This is a genomic window from Methylobacterium indicum (assembly GCF_001043895.1).
GTDB classification, from domain to species: Bacteria; Pseudomonadota; Alphaproteobacteria; order Rhizobiales; family Beijerinckiaceae; genus Methylobacterium; species Methylobacterium indicum.
In genome coordinates this window covers 1-16,595 of sequence record NZ_JTHF01000134.1, presented here as the reverse complement: position 1 = coordinate 16,595, position 16,595 = coordinate 1, and the positions used below count along the sequence as shown (strand labels likewise).

At 66.3% G+C, this 16,595-nt stretch carries 19 protein-coding genes and 1 pseudogene; 14 read left to right on the top strand and 6 right to left on the bottom strand.

Features of this window, described 5'->3' with window-relative positions:
- The 3 genes from QR78_RS16565 to QR78_RS36100 all read right to left on the bottom strand — a co-directional run.
- On the bottom strand, positions 1–592 hold a 592-nt coding region (locus tag QR78_RS16565), incomplete at its 3' end, for a DotI/IcmL family type IV secretion protein (RefSeq protein ID WP_048428651.1).
- Entirely contained in the window at positions 589–858 is a 270-nt protein-coding gene (locus tag QR78_RS16560; protein WP_048428650.1) for a hypothetical protein, read from the bottom strand. The genes QR78_RS16565 and QR78_RS16560, both read right to left, overlap by 4 nt.
- Before the next feature lie 2 nt (positions 859–860).
- The gene (locus tag QR78_RS36100) at positions 861–1,316 is read right to left on the bottom strand and encodes a thioredoxin domain-containing protein (RefSeq protein ID WP_244276517.1); all 456 of its coding nucleotides are present in this window, start codon (positions 1,314–1,316) and stop codon (positions 861–863) included.
- 945 nt (positions 1,317–2,261) lie between these two features.
- Between QR78_RS36100 and QR78_RS16550 the strand changes: the two genes are divergently transcribed.
- Positions 2,262–2,831 carry a hypothetical protein gene (locus QR78_RS16550; protein ID WP_244276516.1) on the top strand — a complete coding sequence of 190 codons (570 nt, stop codon included), beginning with the start codon at positions 2,262–2,264 and terminating at the stop codon, positions 2,829–2,831.
- A 20-nt stretch (positions 2,832–2,851) separates the two neighbouring features.
- Here the strand turns inward: QR78_RS16550 and QR78_RS16545 are convergent, their stop codons facing one another.
- Positions 2,852–3,238: a hypothetical protein gene (locus QR78_RS16545; RefSeq protein WP_244276515.1), complete on the bottom strand. Its 387-nt coding sequence runs from the start codon at positions 3,236–3,238 to the stop codon at positions 2,852–2,854.
- A gap of 33 nt (positions 3,239–3,271) precedes the next feature.
- On the opposite strand from QR78_RS16545, the gene QR78_RS35350 reads away from it, so the two are divergent.
- From QR78_RS35350 to QR78_RS16495, 13 genes are read left to right on the top strand one after another with little or no spacing between them, the layout of a single operon-like run.
- The gene (locus QR78_RS35350; protein ID WP_162234105.1) at positions 3,272–3,613 is read left to right on the top strand and encodes a hypothetical protein; all 342 of its coding nucleotides are present in this window, start codon (positions 3,272–3,274) and stop codon (positions 3,611–3,613) included.
- A gap of 1 nt (position 3,614) precedes the next feature.
- Positions 3,615–4,736 carry a type IV secretory system conjugative DNA transfer family protein gene (locus QR78_RS16540; RefSeq protein WP_048428647.1) on the top strand — a complete coding sequence of 374 codons (1,122 nt, stop codon included), beginning with the start codon at positions 3,615–3,617 and terminating at the stop codon, positions 4,734–4,736.
- A 4-nt stretch (positions 4,737–4,740) separates the two neighbouring features.
- Positions 4,741–5,922, top strand: a complete 1,182-nt coding sequence (locus QR78_RS16535) for a type IV pilus twitching motility protein PilT (RefSeq protein ID WP_048428653.1) — start codon at positions 4,741–4,743, stop codon at positions 5,920–5,922.
- On the top strand, positions 5,903–6,532 hold the full coding sequence (locus QR78_RS16530) for a YcbK family protein (protein WP_048428646.1): 630 nt from the start codon (positions 5,903–5,905) through the stop codon (positions 6,530–6,532). Before QR78_RS16535 ends, QR78_RS16530 begins: the two co-directional genes overlap by 20 nt.
- On the top strand, positions 6,529–6,774 hold the full coding sequence (locus QR78_RS16525; protein WP_048428645.1) for a hypothetical protein: 246 nt from the start codon (positions 6,529–6,531) through the stop codon (positions 6,772–6,774). Before QR78_RS16530 ends, QR78_RS16525 begins: the two co-directional genes overlap by 4 nt.
- Before the next feature lie 14 nt (positions 6,775–6,788).
- Positions 6,789–7,433 (top strand): hypothetical protein, encoded by a 645-nt coding sequence (locus QR78_RS16520; RefSeq protein WP_244276394.1) that lies wholly within the window; start codon positions 6,789–6,791, stop codon positions 7,431–7,433.
- Positions 7,430–7,861, top strand: a complete 432-nt coding sequence (locus QR78_RS34200) for a hypothetical protein (RefSeq protein WP_125901043.1) — start codon at positions 7,430–7,432, stop codon at positions 7,859–7,861. Before QR78_RS16520 ends, QR78_RS34200 begins: the two co-directional genes overlap by 4 nt.
- Positions 7,858–8,814, top strand: coding sequence for a M23 family metallopeptidase (locus tag QR78_RS32910; RefSeq protein WP_082171728.1), 957 nt, complete (start codon positions 7,858–7,860; stop codon positions 8,812–8,814). Before QR78_RS34200 ends, QR78_RS32910 begins: the two co-directional genes overlap by 4 nt.
- Positions 8,811–9,578: a hypothetical protein gene (locus tag QR78_RS16515; RefSeq protein WP_244276393.1), complete on the top strand. Its 768-nt coding sequence runs from the start codon at positions 8,811–8,813 to the stop codon at positions 9,576–9,578. Before QR78_RS32910 ends, QR78_RS16515 begins: the two co-directional genes overlap by 4 nt.
- On the top strand, positions 9,575–10,585 hold the full coding sequence (locus QR78_RS16510; protein ID WP_048428643.1) for a hypothetical protein: 1,011 nt from the start codon (positions 9,575–9,577) through the stop codon (positions 10,583–10,585). The genes QR78_RS16515 and QR78_RS16510 overlap by 4 nt, the downstream gene beginning before the upstream one ends.
- Complete coding sequence (locus QR78_RS16505; protein ID WP_048428642.1) at positions 10,582–11,571, top strand: hypothetical protein; 990 nt, start codon at positions 10,582–10,584, stop codon at positions 11,569–11,571. Before QR78_RS16510 ends, QR78_RS16505 begins: the two co-directional genes overlap by 4 nt.
- Positions 11,572–11,580: 9 nt before the next feature.
- Positions 11,581–13,854 (top strand): DotA/TraY family protein, encoded by a 2,274-nt coding sequence (locus QR78_RS16500; RefSeq protein WP_048428641.1) that lies wholly within the window; start codon positions 11,581–11,583, stop codon positions 13,852–13,854.
- Positions 13,855–13,867: 13 nt separating this feature from the next.
- Positions 13,868–15,196, top strand: a complete 1,329-nt coding sequence (locus tag QR78_RS16495; RefSeq protein ID WP_048428640.1) for a hypothetical protein — start codon at positions 13,868–13,870, stop codon at positions 15,194–15,196.
- A 556-nt stretch (positions 15,197–15,752) separates the two neighbouring features.
- On the opposite strand, the gene QR78_RS16490 is transcribed toward QR78_RS16495, so the two are convergent.
- Both QR78_RS16490 and QR78_RS35730 read right to left on the bottom strand, forming a co-directional pair.
- The gene (locus tag QR78_RS16490) at positions 15,753–16,046 is read right to left on the bottom strand and encodes a hypothetical protein (RefSeq protein WP_125901041.1); all 294 of its coding nucleotides are present in this window, start codon (positions 16,044–16,046) and stop codon (positions 15,753–15,755) included.
- A gap of 311 nt (positions 16,047–16,357) precedes the next feature.
- Positions 16,358–16,595 (bottom strand): annotated as a pseudogene (locus tag QR78_RS35730) (ISL3 family transposase); the annotation flags it as partial.

Here is a 16,595-nt window from a genome sequence, read left to right as displayed (position 1 = left end):
GGTTGATCGGAGAGGGGTCGACGCGCACGATCGTCATGGTCAGAAGACGCCGCTCGACGCGGGTCTCGACGTTCGTGCGGTAGAAGATCTGAAGCGGGACCTCGACGCGCCAGTAGTAACGACCGGCTGCCTTGCCTTCTTCCGAAATGTTGGCAGGGTCCGTCGTCACGGCCGAGACCGTCTGATATCCCGTCACCACCTTCTGGACGATGCCGCTCTCCTGGAGGGCGGCACGGTAACGGTCACGCCCTTTAGGCGTGAACGACTGGGATAGCGCGTTGTTGATGAGCGGGCGCCAGTTGGCGTAGTCGTAGGAGTTGAGCTCGACGGCCGACGAGACCGCGAACTCCTTCAGCCGCGCCTGGGAAATGTTCGGCTCGGAAAGCGGGATCGCCTCGCAGACGGCCTGCGCGTCCGAGGTCCAGATGAACTGCTTGACCGGAAACCGGATGAACGCATTGTAGAAGAGCAACGCGTTGACCGCGAGCGACATGACCAGGAACAGCGACAGCAGCAGGATCCAGGACCACTGGTTGCGCAGCATCATCCGGCCGGCATCGATCTCGCGGGAGATGTGATCGGCGGACTTCATGTGTGCGGCCTTCCCGCGATCGGCGGCGCCACGATCTTGACCTCGCAGCCGAACACGCCGCCGTCGGCGACGTAGGGAATCACCTCGGCCCGCTTGATCGACAGGTAGGCGAGCCACATCATCGCCAGCAGCGAGGCGAAGACCGCCCCGGCCAGGAACGACGAGACGCTCGCGTAGCCCGCGATCCGGTCGCCGAGCGCCGACGGCGACAGGCACCCGCGGGGCGAGGGCAGGCTGAACGCCCCGATGGAGGATCGCCGCCCCATCGTCAGCTGCCGGCCAGGACGGCGCGCATCTTGGCGTCGTCGCCGGGCTCGTAGCCCACCATGATCGCGACGCGCCCGTCGGGCCGGGGCACGAACATCGTCGGCACGCCCGGGCGCAGGGCCGGGCTCGCGGCGAAGATCGAGGCGAACGCCTCGAAGTTCTCGGCGAGCTTGGCCGCGGTCTCGGCGCCGATCTCGCCCGACATGCCGCCCTTGCCCTCGAAGGTCGCCTTGAGCGCCGCGACCGGATCAGCGGCGGTGAGGATGCCGGCGGCCAGGCGGTTGCCGTCCTCGGGCTCGCCGAGCACCGCGACCGGAACCCAGCGCGCCGCGATCCGCCCATGCAGCGCGTCGAACGCCTTGTGGCAGTACGGGCAGCGCGGATCGAAGAAGATGGTGGCGATCTTACCTTCCGGGGTCCCCGCCGGCGCGTCGACGACCGACGCGAGCTTGGCCATGATCTCCGAGACCTTCCGGGCGCGATCGGGATTTTCGATCGTCGCATAGCTGAGGCTTCCCGCCTGCGGCTGCGGCAGGATCGGTGCGGCCGTCGGCAGGGGAGCCGGGGCAATCGCCAAGGGTGTGTTGGCAGGCGCTAACGCAACCTGTGGGGCGGGTTGTTGAGCGCCTGCTAATGGATTGCCGGGATTGGCGGTTTTTCCGGAAATAGAATTGTTGGGGGCGGCGATTGCCGCGGATCCACTGGCGGTCCCGGCAACGATCTGAAGAGAGATGGGCTGCCAGTTGTTAGAAGTTGCAAGATAGACACATGCAACCATAGATCCGGCCCATGCGACGTGTTTAACTGCGTTCTCCATGCAAGCACCGCCCAAACTGAGTCATTGACGTTCGCGACGGCGCTCTTATTGCAAACCTATGGTTTATGTGTCAATAAATGTTTTTCTGTGACGTAGCAAAAGGCGATTAATATGTATGGGTAATGGCTTCAATGACACACCAATTCCTGTGTCAACGATCGATATGCGTCGCGATTTCCAAAAATACGTCGCATGTTATCGCGTATACCCTGCGTTATTGGGTGCAGTAGGGATCAGGTAAGCGTCCCGTTGAGATTTGAAGGGGTGGCGGACAATGGTCGAGAAAAGCTTCGTTAGGGTGTCGTTAAGGAATGCAACCCTGGCGGCTTTACTCGCGGCCTCGATACCAAGCCTGGTGGTATCCGCTTCAGATGACGTAGAGAAAACAGAGTCGAAGAAGCAGAACAGATCGAAATTCGAGTATAATAACGGGAGTCCTGAGGAGAAGCGGCCCTATCGGCGGCCAAATCTCGACGCTGACCCCATGAACCTCAGATACGAAGAGCTGCGGGAGCGCTTCAACGAATTGGAGGATCGTGTCGAGCGGCTCGAGCGCCAGGACCGATCTTCGAAAAGGGGTCAGTGATGGCTGTACCGGACCTCGGGAGTGTCCTCGCCTCGTTGAGCGAGGTGTTCCCGCTCGTCGTCAACCTCGTCTTCCTGCTGATCGCGCTCCTCGGGATCGTATACGGCACGATCGGCCTCTACGGGCTCTACGGCGTCGCTGCCGGGGAGTACAAATTCTCGAACCGTCCTACGACCCTCGATGGCGCGATCGCCAAGATCGCGCTCGGCGCCGCGATGATCGTTGCGCCGGTCCTGCTCTGGAAGTTCGCCAATTCGTTCGTCCTCGGCGGCGATCTCACCTTCAATATGTTCAACTACGGTTCGACGCCGCGAGGCTCGACCTGCGAGGATATCAAGCTCGCGATCACCTATTTCTTCATGTGCCTCGGGTCGCTCGCCTGGCTGATCGCCGGCATGCGGCTCTACACCGCCGCGTCGGGTCATCACGGCGGCGCCGGCTCGGCCGTCCTCTATCTCGTGGGCGGCACGCTGGCCTTCTTCATCAACGACGTCGCGAGCCTCGTCGGCAACACGATCAAGATGGACGTGTCGCTGTCGAACGTCTGCACGATGATCGGGGGAAGCTGACGATGCGCCTCCCCCTCTCCTCATTGCCGCTCTCGCCCGAGAAGCTCGTGCAGTTCCGCCGCCACGAAGGCGCCGATCGGAGCGCGGGCCTCGAACATCCGCTTCTGGTCGAGCTGCCAGGCTCGGTAGCGCTGCACGAGCGCGCTCGCCAGGACCACGATGCACAGGAGCAGCGCGCCGAGCAGCGTGAGCCAGGAATGGGCGTAGACCGCCCAGGCCGCCGCCAGGCAGCCGATCACCACGGCCGCCAGGAACAGGGACCAGGCCTGCCGGCGCGCGTCACGCGCCAGGTCGCGAGCGTCGATGCCTTCGAGCGCGAAGGTGCGGCCCATCTCGGCGAGCGTGAACGTCGCCCCGCAGGCCGGATCGTCGCACCTGCGCAGGGCCGGCGACTCGGGGTCGTTCATGAGACGGCCCCGCCGGCAGGCCGGGCAGGTCGCGTGGGTGCCACCCAGCACGGTCCCGCTCATCGCCGCGAAGGTTTTGTGCTCCGGCCCGACCCGTCGCGCGAGGCGACCCGCCAAAAACGTCAAGATCCCCATGCGTCCAGTCCATCGCAGGAGTGCATCGGATCTGGCTTGTGGATCATTCGGCGTTGGGCCGGCAAGGCCAATATCAATAAAAATCTATGGGGCTCGGATATGGATCGTGATCGTATTGTGTACATTATCAAGCTGGCGCTTGTTCTGATCGGCATGTCCGTTTTATTGCCTGCCTGTGTCAGCACGGGCAGCAGCACTTCGGGCCATGTCGACGCCCGGCTTCGCGAGCACGGGGTCTGACATGCGTCTGAAGGGCTTGATCCTCTCCACCGCGCTCTGCTCCGCGGCCTATCCGGCAGCGGCACAGGTCGCCAATACCTACTGCGCCCAGAACCCGGCCGCCTGTGCGCCCGTCGCGGGAGCCGGCGGATACGGCTACGGCGCCGGCTATGGCGTGCCCGGATATGGCGGGGGCTATGGCTACGGCGCTCTGGGCTACGGGGCCGGCTACGGCTACGGCTACGGCGCTCCGGGCTACGGCGGGAGCTACGGCGGCTATCCGCCCCCGGGCTACTACGGTCCCGGCGGCGCGGCCCAGGCCAACGCCCTCAACGCCATCGCCAACGGCCCGCGCTCCCTGCCCGACCAGGAAGGGCAGCCGTTTCCGCCCAACGTCGCCGACTCCGCCCCGGCGCCGGCCCCGCCCCACCCCTCGAACGTCGACTTCTCGCGCTACTCGGCGGCGATCTTCGGCGATGCGAACCGGCCGATCAAGGTCGTCCAGCGCACCGCGCGCTCGGCCGGCATCCAGGACGGCTACCGCGACGAGTCGCGGCGGATCGCCGACTACCTCGACACGCCCGGGATCTCGGCCCGCCTCGACGCACGCTACCCCTTCCCCACCGTGATGATCGGGGCCGACATCGTGCCCCCGGTGGTGTCGGAGCTACGCGACGTGCGCCAGACCCCGACCCGCACCCTGCTCGTCACCACCCTCGGCTCGTTCGAGATCGTGCGCGACGCACGGGTCACCGTGCAGCCGCCGAACTGGCGCGACTACCTCACCGTCACGCCACCGCCCGAGGCGAAGACCACCTGGACCCCGCCCAAGGGGGAGGTCGAGAAGAACAACTGGGAGGTGGGCTACGCCGGTGGGCTCGAGGTCGGCATCGCCCAGGCCCGCGCCGCCTTCGACGACGGGCTCGCGCGCCTCGACCGGGATTTCTCCGGCATGCGCCGCTACGGCGAGCTCGCCGCCGCCGGCGTGGTCAGCCTGCCGCTCGTGAAGGTGCGCGCCACCGGCCTCAAGGTCGGCAAGGACGGCCGATCGGCGGCGGTCGACCAGCGGCTCCTCAGGATCGTCGTCGCCCCGAAATTCGTGGGTGCGGCCGGCCCGGCCGCCGCGGTCGCGGCGGCGGAGTAGGGCGATGCGCTGGACCGGAGCCACCAACTACCCCGACGAGCCGATCACCGTGCATGGCCGCGAGGAGGTCACGCGCCTCCTCGTCCACGCCGTCTCGATCGGCGCGAGTGACGTGATCTTCCAGTCCGGCCGGCCGGTGCTCGCCTCCGTCCACGGCCACCTCTGCGCGCTGACCCAGGTCTGGCTCCAGCCGACGACGCTCGCGCGCATCTCCGCGGAGCTGACCACGACCGACTCGATCATGTCGAAGCTCTACTCGGGCCATGATTTCGATCGCGCGATCACGGTGCTCGAGCAGGATCGCGGCGACCGCCACGCCGAGCCCATCAAGCACCGCTTCCGCATCAACGTGACGGCCGGCTACTACGAGGGCGACGTCGGCGTGCAGATCGTCTGCCGCCACATCCCCGCCGATCCGCCCACCGTCGCCGCCCTCGGGGTCGAGCCCGAGATCGTCGCCGAGTCGACCCCGGCCCAGGGCGCCGTCATCGTCGCGGGCGAGACCGGCTCGGGCAAGACGACGACGATCGCCGCCCTGATGCGCCGCATCCTCGAAGAAGACACGCCGATCCACGGCAACATCCTCACCTACGAGGCCCCGATCGAGTTCGTGTTCGAGACCGTGCCGTCGGCGACGTGCACGATCATGCAGCACGAGATCGGGCTCCACCTGCCCTCGTTCGCGGCCGGCGTGCGCAACAGCCTGCGGCGCAAGCCTGGCCTCATCATGGTGGGCGAGCTGCGCGACATGGACACGGTGCTGGCGAGCGTCGAGGCAGCCCAGACCGGTCACCCGATCTACACCACCACCCACGCCAACGACGTCGCCCACATCCTGCGGCGCCTGACCCTGAAATTCCCGACCGACCTTCAGGTCCAGGCCTTCCACGACGTGTTGTCATCGACCCACATGCTGGTGTCGCAGCTCCTCGTCCCGAAGGTCGGCGGCGGCCGGGTCTGCCTGCGCGAATGGCAGATCCTCACCGATCAGGTCCGGCGCGAGGTGGCCCGCATCGGCATGGCCGAGGCGGTCGAGACGCTTCGCACCATCATCGGGCGCGGCGAGGACGGCCGCTCGATGAAGGTCACCGTGAAAAATGCCCTCGATCGGGGCCTCATCGACGTCAGGACCGCCAACCGCGCGCTCGACCGTTACGGATACCGCGATGCCCGTCTCGCGGCGTAGTCTCGTCGCCGGCCTCGCCGGAACGCTCGCGGGCGCCCTGCTCGGCCTCGACCGGGCCTACGCCGCGGCGCTCGCCGCCGTGCCGGTCGCGGCCGGGCCCACGCGGCTGTGGCTGCGGCGCGAGCGCACCGACGAGGAGGTGAGCGCGATCGTCCGGACCCCGGACGGCTACAACACGCGCGACCTCCTGCTGCTGTCCTGGCTGTTGCGCGACGTCGGCGACGGCAGCTCGGCGGTCTGGATCGACCCGCCCCTGTTCGACCTCCTGGCGTCGGTCCAGGGGGCGATGAGCGCCGTCCACGGATCGGCCGTGCCGCTGATCGTGACCTCGGGATACCGGACCCCCAAGCACAACGCCGGCATCGAGGGCGCGGCACGGAGCTCGCTCCACCTCGCCGGCCGCGCCGTCGACATCAAGGCCGTCGGCTATCGCCCGGACGCCGTAGCAGTCGCCGGCGCGCTCTGCGGCCGGGGCGGAGTCGGGATCTATCCGAGCTTCTGCCACCTCGACGTCGGTGCCGCGCGGTCATGGGCCGGCGGACGCAAGGCGCGGCCATCCGGCCATCCGGCGCCCGGGACCCCGATCACCCAACCCAAGGATCCCGCATGAGCGATGGACACATGACCTGGCGATGGTCCGCCGTGCCGATGGAGTTCTTCGGCATTCATGGAAGCATCACGATTTTCTTGCCGTTGCTGATGGCTACGGGTCTCAGTCGATACACGTTCATTGCCATGGCGTTGTATATGGCTTTTCTCGTGTACTGCAATCACCGCAAAATGACCCCAATGCGGTATCTGAAGTATATGTGGGCTAAATTTATAGAGGGCGGAAAATGGCCGGCGTTCTAGCTCGAACCCCGCGGATGCGGGCGTCCCTTCTCCTCGCCGCCGTCGCCGGCGGGCTCGCGCTGGCCGTGCCGGCGCCGGTCCGGGCCCAATCGACCGGCAATAACTGTCTGGTGCGGCAGGCCGCCGATGCGGCCGTGCAGCGCCAGATCGCGCTGATCGACGCCGCCAAGGTCAACCCGTCGAGCTTCTTCAACGGCCCGAACTCCTGCATCGCCGGCGACCTGCTCAAGCGGTTCGACCTCTCGAACCTGATCCCGGACATACAGAGTGCCGTCACGGGCGAGGCGATAAGAGCGGTGACATCGTTGCTCGACCAGGCCAAGCGCCAAGTTTGCCAGATCCTGGACCAGCAGCTTATGAATACTATTGGAAGTATTAACAGTCAAATGAGGAGCTTTCAAAGTTCGATCTCAGGTGATTTATTCCGACAGCTCAATGGTTCGATCTCACCAATAACGTTGCCGAAAATAGCCAATCTCGGGCAGTACACGCATGTCACAAATGAAGGGACCGGCTCGGCGCTCAATCTGCCTCAGACGCAGACCTCGATACCGGCGGTGCAGACCGACACATCGCAGTCGAATACGTCCAGCACGATTGTAATTCCGCAGTCATCCGGCACCAAGACCGGCAGCGGCTACGAGGGGATCATGCGATGAGCAGCCGTGTTGTAATGCTATCGATTGCGATCCTAACTGGCTACATGGCCGTGCCGGCCATCGGTGCGGCGCACGCTGACAAGCTGGCGCTGCCTGCGGGCAACTGGACATATCCGCCTGCCAAAGCAGCCGAATGCAAGAACGCGCCGCTCACGATTGAAAACAATCGTTTGATCCAGCGTATCGATCAAGAAGGGATCCGGGGCGAAGCTCGTTGCAGGTTTTTGCGTATCAAGATGGGCCAAAAAGGCTATATCTACGTGAAGACGAAATGCGACTGGGATCGCCATATTCCTCAAGCCATGCGGGAAAGTCCAGATAACGATGACGATGAGGAATTTTCCGTCAAAATTATAAGCAAAAATAAAATTATATTTAACAATGTTGAGCATGAAATTTGCCCGCCTAAGGTCGGAGATATCCGATGATCAGAGGGGGTGCAAAGATCCTGGCTCTGGGTGCGCTCGGTCTGTCTCTGGACCCAGCAGTAGCTGGCACCTGCCTCTCGGTCGACATCATGAGTCCGGCAGGACAACGGGTCTCGTCGCCTTATGGCGTCAACCGGACCGGTCGGCCAGGCGCTTCGGCTGGCTATCACCAGGGTATGGATATTGTGAATAGTCAGGGCGCGGGAACCAAGATTTTTTCCGGATCGTCCGGCCCAACTTCCTTTTACAATTTCACCGGCGGCGGGGTTATAGCCGACGTAACCTCTGGAGATACAAGATTTTTCTATCTTCATATGAATACATTGACGCTCAAGAAGGGCGAGGTCGTATCGAAAACGATTTCGGCCGGTGATCAGGTAGGGACGATGGGATGCGCAGGCATGAGGCAATGCGCTCCTCACCTGCATCTCGGTACGCTTCTCAAGGGGAGCGTACTCGCCTCGACGGGGACGAACGGTCGTGCCTGGAAGATGGGATCAGGCAAAGGGGCAAGCCCCATGACCGCCGACGCCATCAAGTCGGCCCTTCCGCAAGCCTGGTACTACGTAAATCCCGAGCCCTTCCTGCCCCGGCAAATCCCGATCTCCACCAAGTATCCGGACATGGCAGGCGGGCCGCGGGACACGACTCTGCCAAAGACATGCTCGCCCGGTGCCAACGAGGGGGCAGCCTCCGAGACAGTATCCCGCTCTGATACTCAGTCTCGGCAGGCCTCTATCTCAGCCGCGGCTGAGAAGGCCACCGGGTCGGAGGATCACGCGGTCAAGGTCGCCAACATGCCGAACCGCAGCCTCTATATCGAGCTCGCCCGCATCAACGCGACCGAGCTGACCGCCAACACCTTTGATTACGATGCGCAGATGGATGCAGCCCTCGCCCAGCTCGTCGCCCTCTATGCCCTCGACGCTCGACCCGCGGAGGCCCGGCCGTGAAGTTGGATCGCCTCGCCCTCCTTCTGGCCAGCGCCGCCCTTGCCGTCGTGTTGGCGTTCCCCGCCCAGGCGCAAGGGCTCTTCCTGCAGTGGGAGATTTCCCTTCAGCGTCTGATGAGCGGACTGAAGGTCTCTGGCGCGCAGTCGAGCGCTACGTCGCTGCAGACCACAAACGGGCACAAGGCCGCCGCCGAGGCCGCCGCCTCGGCCCTGGTGAGCCAGGACAACGCCCTTCGCCTCGCCCGTGTCCAGCACCAGTACGGCTATGATACCGGTACAGGCTACGCCGCATGCGACGTGTCACTGGCGATCGGGCAGGAGCGCGATAGCTACGCCTCGGCCGAGAAGGTACGACAGACCTTCCGTCAGGCAGACCAGCGCTGGTTGACCAGTGGCGGTGACGCGGCCGAGCGCATGGGCGTGAGCCTCGAGCAACGCCGGACTTTCTACTGCTCGCCCTCCGAGCAGGAGACAGGCTGGTGCACCGGCGCCAAGCCCGGCGGCTTCGGCGCCGGCGACTCCGACGCATCCCCCTGGCTGCTCAACCGCGACTATGGCGCAGAGGAGGTCATGACCGCGGCCGACTACCTCGACGTCATCGCCCCCCTGCCCACCGTGAAGCCCAACACGTCCACGGCCGAGCACGATGCCGACCTCGTCATGGCCCGCCGGCAGGGCGCGATCATGAGCGGCGCCCGCGCCAGCCTCGTCGGCGTCATCGTCGGCGGCATGGGCGGCGACAACCGCCAGGGAGGCACCCCGTGATCCGTCGCATCCTCCTCTCGGGCATCGCCGCCGCGGCGATCGGCGCCGTCTCCCCGGCCCAGGCCCAGACCTGTTTCGGCGTCGAGGCGCGCGTGAACGTCGCGACCTCGACCCTCACCACTGCGATCACCGGCGCCATCACCACCACCGAGACGGGCCTGATCACGCAGGAGCTCGCCGAGCGCGCCCGTCTCCTGTCGGCCGTCAAGGTGCTCACCGCGCAGTCCGCGGCAGGGTCGGATCAGGTCTCGAACGGCTTCCGTGCCTCGGGCGAGGCGCTGGCCACCACCGTCGTCACGCAGGAACAGCGCCAGGCCGTCGCCCTCGCCGCCCACCGCTATGGCTCGGTCGGCTACGACCCGTGCGGCTCGAACACCAAGGCACAGGCCCTCTACACGGCGATGACGGGATCCACCGCCGCCCGCCAGCAGATCGTCACACCCGTGCGCGCTCAGCCCGGCCGTTACGCCGACCCGAAGGACTGGGTCAACGACGTCCGGTCGGGCGATGCCCCCGACGGCGCCGCGCTCTACGGCGGCGATGCCCAGGCCGCCACGAAATTCATTAACACGGTCGTCGGGCCGCCGGACGAGCGGCCGCGCAACACCGCCGCCACTGCCACCAGCGACCGGGACCGCCTGGAGAAGACGGGGCGGGACACCTACCGCTCGATGACCGCCGTGGTGCTGGCCGACATCGCCGCCGACTACAGGGCCGACGGCCCGATCGCCAAGGCTCGCGCTCTGTCCGGCCACTGGCAGGGCAACGATGGTGGCGCCGCGTGGGCGGCCGGCGTCGCCGGCCAGCACGACCGCGGCATCATCCAGGACGCGGTGCGGATGGAGGCGGCGAACCTCGCCCTGCTCGCCCACCAGATCAAGCGCGGCATGCGGACCGAGGCCACGGCCGCGGCGCTGCTGCTGGCCATGGTCAACGCCCGCCTGACGAACAGCGTGCCCGCCCCGAGCCGCGGCCCCCTCACCCCAGCGAGCTACCAGGCGCCATGATGAAGCAGATCCTCTTCGCCGCCGCCCTCGCCACCAGTCTCGCCTCGCCGGCCGCGGCGCAGTTCTGTGGCGTCGTCGATCCGATCTGGATCGCCGGCCACAACAGCGCCACCACCACCCTGACCACCGGGGTGACCGCCCTGGGTACTGCCGTCGCAGCGCAGCGCAGCATCACCCTGGAGCTGCTGCTCTCGGCCATGAAGGTGCAGACCGCTCAGACCGCGACCAACGGCGAGCGCGAGGTCAACCTCGTCAGCAACACCCAGCAGGCCGTCGCCTCGACCCTGTCCCAGGTTGCGCAGCGCCGCGCCCTTGTCGACGCCCGCGAGCAGTATTCGATCGAGACCGGCCAGGGCGTGAACGCCTGCGGCTCGATCGACCTGATGAACTCGACGAGCCGCGCCATGGGGAATGTCGACATGACCGGCCGGGAGACCTACCGCAGCCTCGACGTTGCGCCGGGCAAGAACACCCCGGTCCAGCAGGCCGCCCGGGACCGCTTACGTGATCCGACCAAGACCGACTCCGCTGTGTTCTTCGACCCCACGGCCAGCGACGACGACCGCAAGGCCGTGATCGAGGCCATGGCCGGCCTGCCGATGCCCAAGCCGACGGCCAACATGCCCGGCGCCGAGGCCGACGTGATGATGCTGCGTGCCCGCAAGGTCGAGGCCCTGCGCTCGCCCGCTCTTGTCTCCCTCAGCGCCGTCCGCTCGATGTCGTCCACCGACGACCACCAGATCGGCACCACCGCCGGATCGCCTCTCGCCCAGCTCGACGCGCTCATCAGCCAGTACGGCGGCGGGCCACAGTTCGAGGCGTGGTCGGCCGGCCTCGCCGGCCAGTCCGAGCACGGGCTCCTGATCGAGCTCACCCGGATGCGCTCGATGTCGCTGGCGCTGCGCCAGCAGCTCATCGAGCAGCAGGCCCGGACCTCGGCGGTGTTCGCCACCATGCTGGCCACCCAGGCCGGCGGCAACCTCTAGGGATTCCCGATGCTCCGCAGGATCATCGCCGCCGGCGGCAGCCTCGCCGCACTCGCCGCCGCTGGCGCCGCCCAAGCCCAGACGACGAGCAAGGAGGTCTTCACGCCGGTCACGAACGACCTGGCGCTGATCAACCTGCGCAAGCTCCTCGGCTGCGTGGTCGACGGCGTGTGGACCGCCGCGACCTGCTCGGACGATCGCCCGCTCACGGTGGCGCTCGGATACTTCAACGTCGGCTGCTTGATCGTCTCGACGATCCTCGCTTGCTACCTGCTCTACTCGCTCGTCGCCGACACCGCGAACGACGGCCAGGCCTTCGGGCGGAATTCCAGCGCCAAGTACACCATGCTGCGGGTGATGACCGGGGCGATCCTCAGCCTGCCGATCAAGAGCGGGCTGTCGCTGGTGCAGATCCTGGTGGTGCAGATCGCCGTATGGGGATCGGGGTTCGGAGACACCCTCTGGACCCGCGTCGCCAGCACCCAGCTCACCGGCATGTACGGCACCCTCGCGCAGCCGACCCAGGCGCTCGGCGATTTCGCCCTGCGCGGCAAGCTCGCCAAGGTGCTCGAAGCGCGCCTCTACGGTCACGTCTGCGCTCAGTCGTTGCAGCAATACGCCAACAACGTGTCGGGGCGCGACAATGCGGCCTCGATCGTTTCGCGCACCGCAACCGATACCGGCTTCTTCGGATCGTGGAGCACGCAGACAACGACTTATTATTTTGCCGACGCGAACGGGTATTTCCGCAAATCGAACAACCTGTGCGGCTCGGTCGTCTACGAACACCAGAAGGTCAACGTCAACCTCGCCGACACGACTGACGCCAGTACCACGTCGCTCCTGATCGCGCTGGCCGAGCAGCAGAGCCAGCGCGCGTTCCAGGCCGCGATCGGCAGCCTCGACGGTGCCGCGAGCGGGATCGCCACCACCATCATTTCCGGCAGCCGCGACGAGGAGGCGATCCAGACCCGCATCAAGGAGGCGGTCGACGCGGCCTATACCCGCGTCAGCCAGAGCCTGACCCAGGGCAACAACGCCCAACTCGATCAAGTCCTGCGCAACTACCTGTCGGACTCGACTGACAACGGCTGGCTCTCGGCCGCGTTGTGGCAGCGCTCGATGAGCCTCGTCCAGGCCAAGCTCCTCGCCGCTTCGGCCGGTCCGAGCGCCTCGGTGACGGCGGTGCCCCCAGCCGCGATCTCCACCTACATGCCCTCGCTCGGCCACAGTGCCTACTGGCCGCTCGCCCAGGAGGCGCAGCGCAACGTCACCTATGTCGCGACCTTCAGCGGCTTCATCGCCGCGCGAGGCACGGGCAGCGTCGCGCGCATCGCCAGCGACGACCCGGCATCGCAGGCCGACCCGACGAGCATGTTCGCCCGGGCGCTCTCGGCGATCTACTCGGGCGTGCTTGGCATCATCAGCCGGCCGGAGAGCACGACCTGGAGGGATCCGATTCTCGAGGTGCAGGAGATCGGCCAGAGCATCGCGAATTTCGGTCTCGCCGCGACGGGCGCCGGTGTCAGTTCTGATTTCGTCGGATGGGGTTTGGGGGCTTTAAAAAACCCGATTGGGCAAGTCGCGCAACACGGCATGGAGAAGGCTTCAGGCTTCTTCTATTTCCTGGCAACGATCCTGTTTGCCGCCGCCTTCATGCTAGTCGGGCTGGTGCCGTTCGTGGTCATCGTTCACTTCCTGATGGGCACCTTCAACTGGTTCCTCGTCGTCGCCGAGGCGATGATCGCGGTGCCGATCTGGCTCCTCACGAAGTTTATGCCGGCCCGCTCGGACTCCTTCGTCGGCAACAGCGGGCAGGGCTACATGTTCTTCCTCGGCATCCTGCTGCGCCCTCCCCTGATCGTCGTCGGCCTTCTCGCCTCGCTCCTCCTGATGCGGGTGGGCATCGACATCACCAACGTGTTCTTCCGCGGGGCACTCGCGATGTTGTCGCCCGACGGCACCGTCGCCTACGTGATGGTCGGGACCGCCGGGCTGTTCGTCTACGCCGTGATCCTGTTCTCGATCATCATGCTGTCGGCGGGCCAGATCAGCGCCTTGCCGGACACGGTGCTGTCCTGGATCGGGGCACAGATCGAGCGGCGTGCCGGCAGCAGCGCAGCAGTCGCCGCGGCCGGCATCGTCATGCCGACCTCGCCGAGCCGGATCCCGGGCGGCAACGCGGCGAGGACCGCCGGCGTCCTCGTCTCCGGCACACGCCCAGGTTCGAGCGCGGCGGGCCGGACCATGCTGTCGATGATCCGCGGCCGGACCAAAGGCTGAAGGGAGCGTGTCGATGAACGATGACAACCCGATAGAGGTCGCGCTGCATTTCGGGATCGCGACCGCGCTCTCCTTGTCGCTGATCGCCGCGCCCTTCGTGCCCGAGGTGATCCTCGCCTACGCTGGATACCGCTTCCTGCGCCACTTCACCTACGGCTGGCGCACCTGGCGCGCCCCGGGGCGCGTGCCGCACCATCTCGGCCGCCGTGGCTACCGCGACGAGACTACGCGCCGGCGTGGTGACGCCACCTGGCCGATCGGCCTGGCGAAGACCGGCCAGGTGTGGCTGCGGCGCGAGGACATGGTTCAGGGGGTGGCCATCGAAGGGGACGATCCGCGATTCCAGGCTCAGGCGATCGGCAACCTCGTGTTCGGGGCCTGCATGAACCGGATGGGCGCCATCATCGTCGAGGCCATCCCCAAGCCCGTCGCCCGGAGCAAGTCCGCTCTCTCCGCCGAAACACCCCTCGAGAAGCCGGGGATGCTCACCCGGCAGATCTCCGAGATCGCGCAGCCCTTCGGCCGGGACACCGAGATCTGCTCGATCGACCTCGACGCCGGGCCACAGCCGCCCCTGCGGATCGCGGCCTCGACCCTGACGGCCGCGATCGCGGACATGCAGCTTGGACCCGAGGCTGACGCGCTGCACAAGGCGCTGATGCCGCTTGCCATGGCGATTGCCACACGGCGCGACAGGAGCCCGCTCGAGATCTACGCCGCCCTCCTCGACGAGGTCGCGCTCGGCCGGCTGATCGAAGGCAGGTACGAGATCGATGGGCACGAGGTTGCCGTCGACGAGGACGCATCGGCCGAAGAGGCGGCTCTCCGGAAAGCGATCAGGCTGATCCAAGACCTCCCGGACGACACGCGCGAGATCGGGCGCAAGACCCTCGCCGCTCACGCGGCCGAGATTGCCGGCCTCACGAGCGTCTCGCTCACCGAGGGGTTCGAGCTGCGCTCCGCCATCTCGGCGCGGGGGATCGTTTGCATCCGCTCTTCATCGCCGCTGACCACCGCGCTCGTGATCGCGCGATGCGTCGAAGCCCTGATCGAAGGCGGGCCTGGCCATGCCGCCGACAACCTCATCCACGTCGTCTATCCCGCGGAGCTGTCGGGCCAGTCGGCGCGGCGCTTCCGGGCCGCCGCCGTGCAGGCGGGCGCGATCGGCACCCTTTCCCTTCCGGCAAGACCACCTGGCCACATCTACAAAGCCGTCCGGAAAATCACCGCGCTTCGCATCCAAGGCAGGACCGGCTCCCGCAACGGATCCGACGAGGATGCGAAGGTCATCTCCACGATCAAGGACTGCCCGTTCACGCTCGACATCGAGATGCCAGTGTGATCGTAAGTCAAGATCGCAAATGGCATAGCAATGACATATCTACGTTGATGATACGCTCGATTCATAGACTGATTGACTGATTGCGACGGTCGCGCTTTGTCCTTGGCAGGAGGAGCCGATGTGGGCGCAGGCAGGTTGCGATTTGCATCACCTCAAGTCGGGCTGGAGTGGTCCGCTCCCGGGTACCATACCGGCCGGCCCGGGCGGCAGCGGCGTCGGCCGAGCCTGCGCACGACATGCGGCCGCATCCTGAAAGGTCTCCACGAGGGGCTCGTCCGCGAGGTCTCGGCTGCTGTGAGACACCGGGACCGACGACGGGCACGGTGTCATGAGGCCGCGCATCCGTGTCGGTGGCCGATTTAGTACGCCTCCTCGCCGTCCTGCCCCCTGCCCCCGTCGCCCTGACCACCACGCTCGTCCGGGCCATCGCGCAGCCTGGACCCATGGGTCTTACCGCATTCGTCGCATGGTGCATTGTCGGCGCTAGAGAGGGCCCGATGAGGAAGCAGTCCCGGCGGGCGACAGATCGCTCACGGTCTGGCTCAAGACGCTCTCCCTAGTCTAACGCGGCCGCCCCGCGAACGGCGATCCGCAGGCTCTCCTCCAGCTCACGCATCGTCTCAAGGCTTGGCCTGGCGGGTTGGCTTTCCGCATAAACCCCCTCCCCTGCCGCGCCGACGCACGGGATCAGGGTCGGTTCCGAACAGCTCAGGGTGAAGCCGTTCTCGGGACGGATGAACCGATTCTGCACCGCCCTGAACCGCAGACCGGGATGGGCGGCTTCCATCCGCACCGCGACCGCGTAGCACCGCTCCGGATCCTCGTCGAAGCTCTCCGGAAACAGGATCATGAACAGGGTCGCGGCGGGCAGGGGTCGGGTGGGGCAGGACGTCATGGCGAGTTCGCGGGCCTCAAGACGTCCCGCATTCGCTCCAGGCCGGCAGCATGTCAAACCGATCGAGAGCGGCTTGGGTCGAGCACCGGATCTATCTCACCGGCACCCGACGCGAAGCGATCGCTGGGATTGCCCCGTTTGTGTGGTTCTTGCTCACTTTGCGTGGATCAGACGGCCAGAACCATGCGGCGCTTGAGGAGTTCGAGGCCGGCCCGTCCATTGCACTGGCGCTTGATGAGCTTGAGCCGGTTGACCTGGCCTTCCGCCTAGCCGCTACTCCATGGCTCCATGAGAGCAGCCCGGACGGCAGCGATGTCCGCGTCCAGTCCCGAGGCGAACGTCGCGATGGCAGGAGCGTCGCAGGTCCGGACCTTCGTGATCCAGGCGGCGAGGTCAGCAGCTGCGTCCTGATCATCGGGCACAGCCTTGCTCTTCCCGGCGGCGCGCACGAGTACGGTGAAGCGGCGGGCCAGGCCTGTGACAGCCCGCGCGGTGTCGTCCTGC

Bases quoted from the DNA above. Each gene is read 5' to 3' on its own strand.
- QR78_RS32910 (WP_082171728.1), top strand. From the start codon at position 7,858: ATGATCAGAGGGGGTGCAAAGATCCTGGCTCTGGGTGCGCTCGGTCTG.
- QR78_RS16505 (WP_048428642.1), top strand. From the start codon at position 10,582: ATGATGAAGCAGATCCTCTTCGCCGCCGCCCTCGCCACCAGTCTCGCC.
- QR78_RS16490 (WP_125901041.1), bottom strand. From the start codon at position 16,046: ATGATCCTGTTTCCGGAGAGCTTCGACGAGGATCCGGAGCGGTGCTAC.
- QR78_RS34200 (WP_125901043.1), top strand. From the start codon at position 7,430: ATGAGCAGCCGTGTTGTAATGCTATCGATTGCGATCCTAACTGGCTAC.
- QR78_RS16550 (WP_244276516.1), top strand. From the start codon at position 2,262: ATGGCTGTACCGGACCTCGGGAGTGTCCTCGCCTCGTTGAGCGAGGTG.
- QR78_RS16525 (WP_048428645.1), top strand. From the start codon at position 6,529: ATGAGCGATGGACACATGACCTGGCGATGGTCCGCCGTGCCGATGGAG.
- QR78_RS16520 (WP_244276394.1), top strand. From the start codon at position 6,789: ATGCGGGCGTCCCTTCTCCTCGCCGCCGTCGCCGGCGGGCTCGCGCTG.
- QR78_RS16495 (WP_048428640.1), top strand. From the start codon at position 13,868: ATGAACGATGACAACCCGATAGAGGTCGCGCTGCATTTCGGGATCGCG.
- QR78_RS16500 (WP_048428641.1), top strand. From the start codon at position 11,581: ATGCTCCGCAGGATCATCGCCGCCGGCGGCAGCCTCGCCGCACTCGCC.
- QR78_RS16535 (WP_048428653.1), top strand. From the start codon at position 4,741: ATGCGCTGGACCGGAGCCACCAACTACCCCGACGAGCCGATCACCGTG.
- QR78_RS16540 (WP_048428647.1), top strand. From the start codon at position 3,615: ATGCGTCTGAAGGGCTTGATCCTCTCCACCGCGCTCTGCTCCGCGGCC.
- QR78_RS16545 (WP_244276515.1), bottom strand. From the start codon at position 3,238: ATGAACGACCCCGAGTCGCCGGCCCTGCGCAGGTGCGACGATCCGGCC.
- QR78_RS16530 (WP_048428646.1), top strand. From the start codon at position 5,903: ATGCCCGTCTCGCGGCGTAGTCTCGTCGCCGGCCTCGCCGGAACGCTC.
- QR78_RS36100 (WP_244276517.1), bottom strand. From the start codon at position 1,316: ATGGCCAAGCTCGCGTCGGTCGTCGACGCGCCGGCGGGGACCCCGGAA.
- QR78_RS16560 (WP_048428650.1), bottom strand. From the start codon at position 858: ATGGGGCGGCGATCCTCCATCGGGGCGTTCAGCCTGCCCTCGCCCCGC.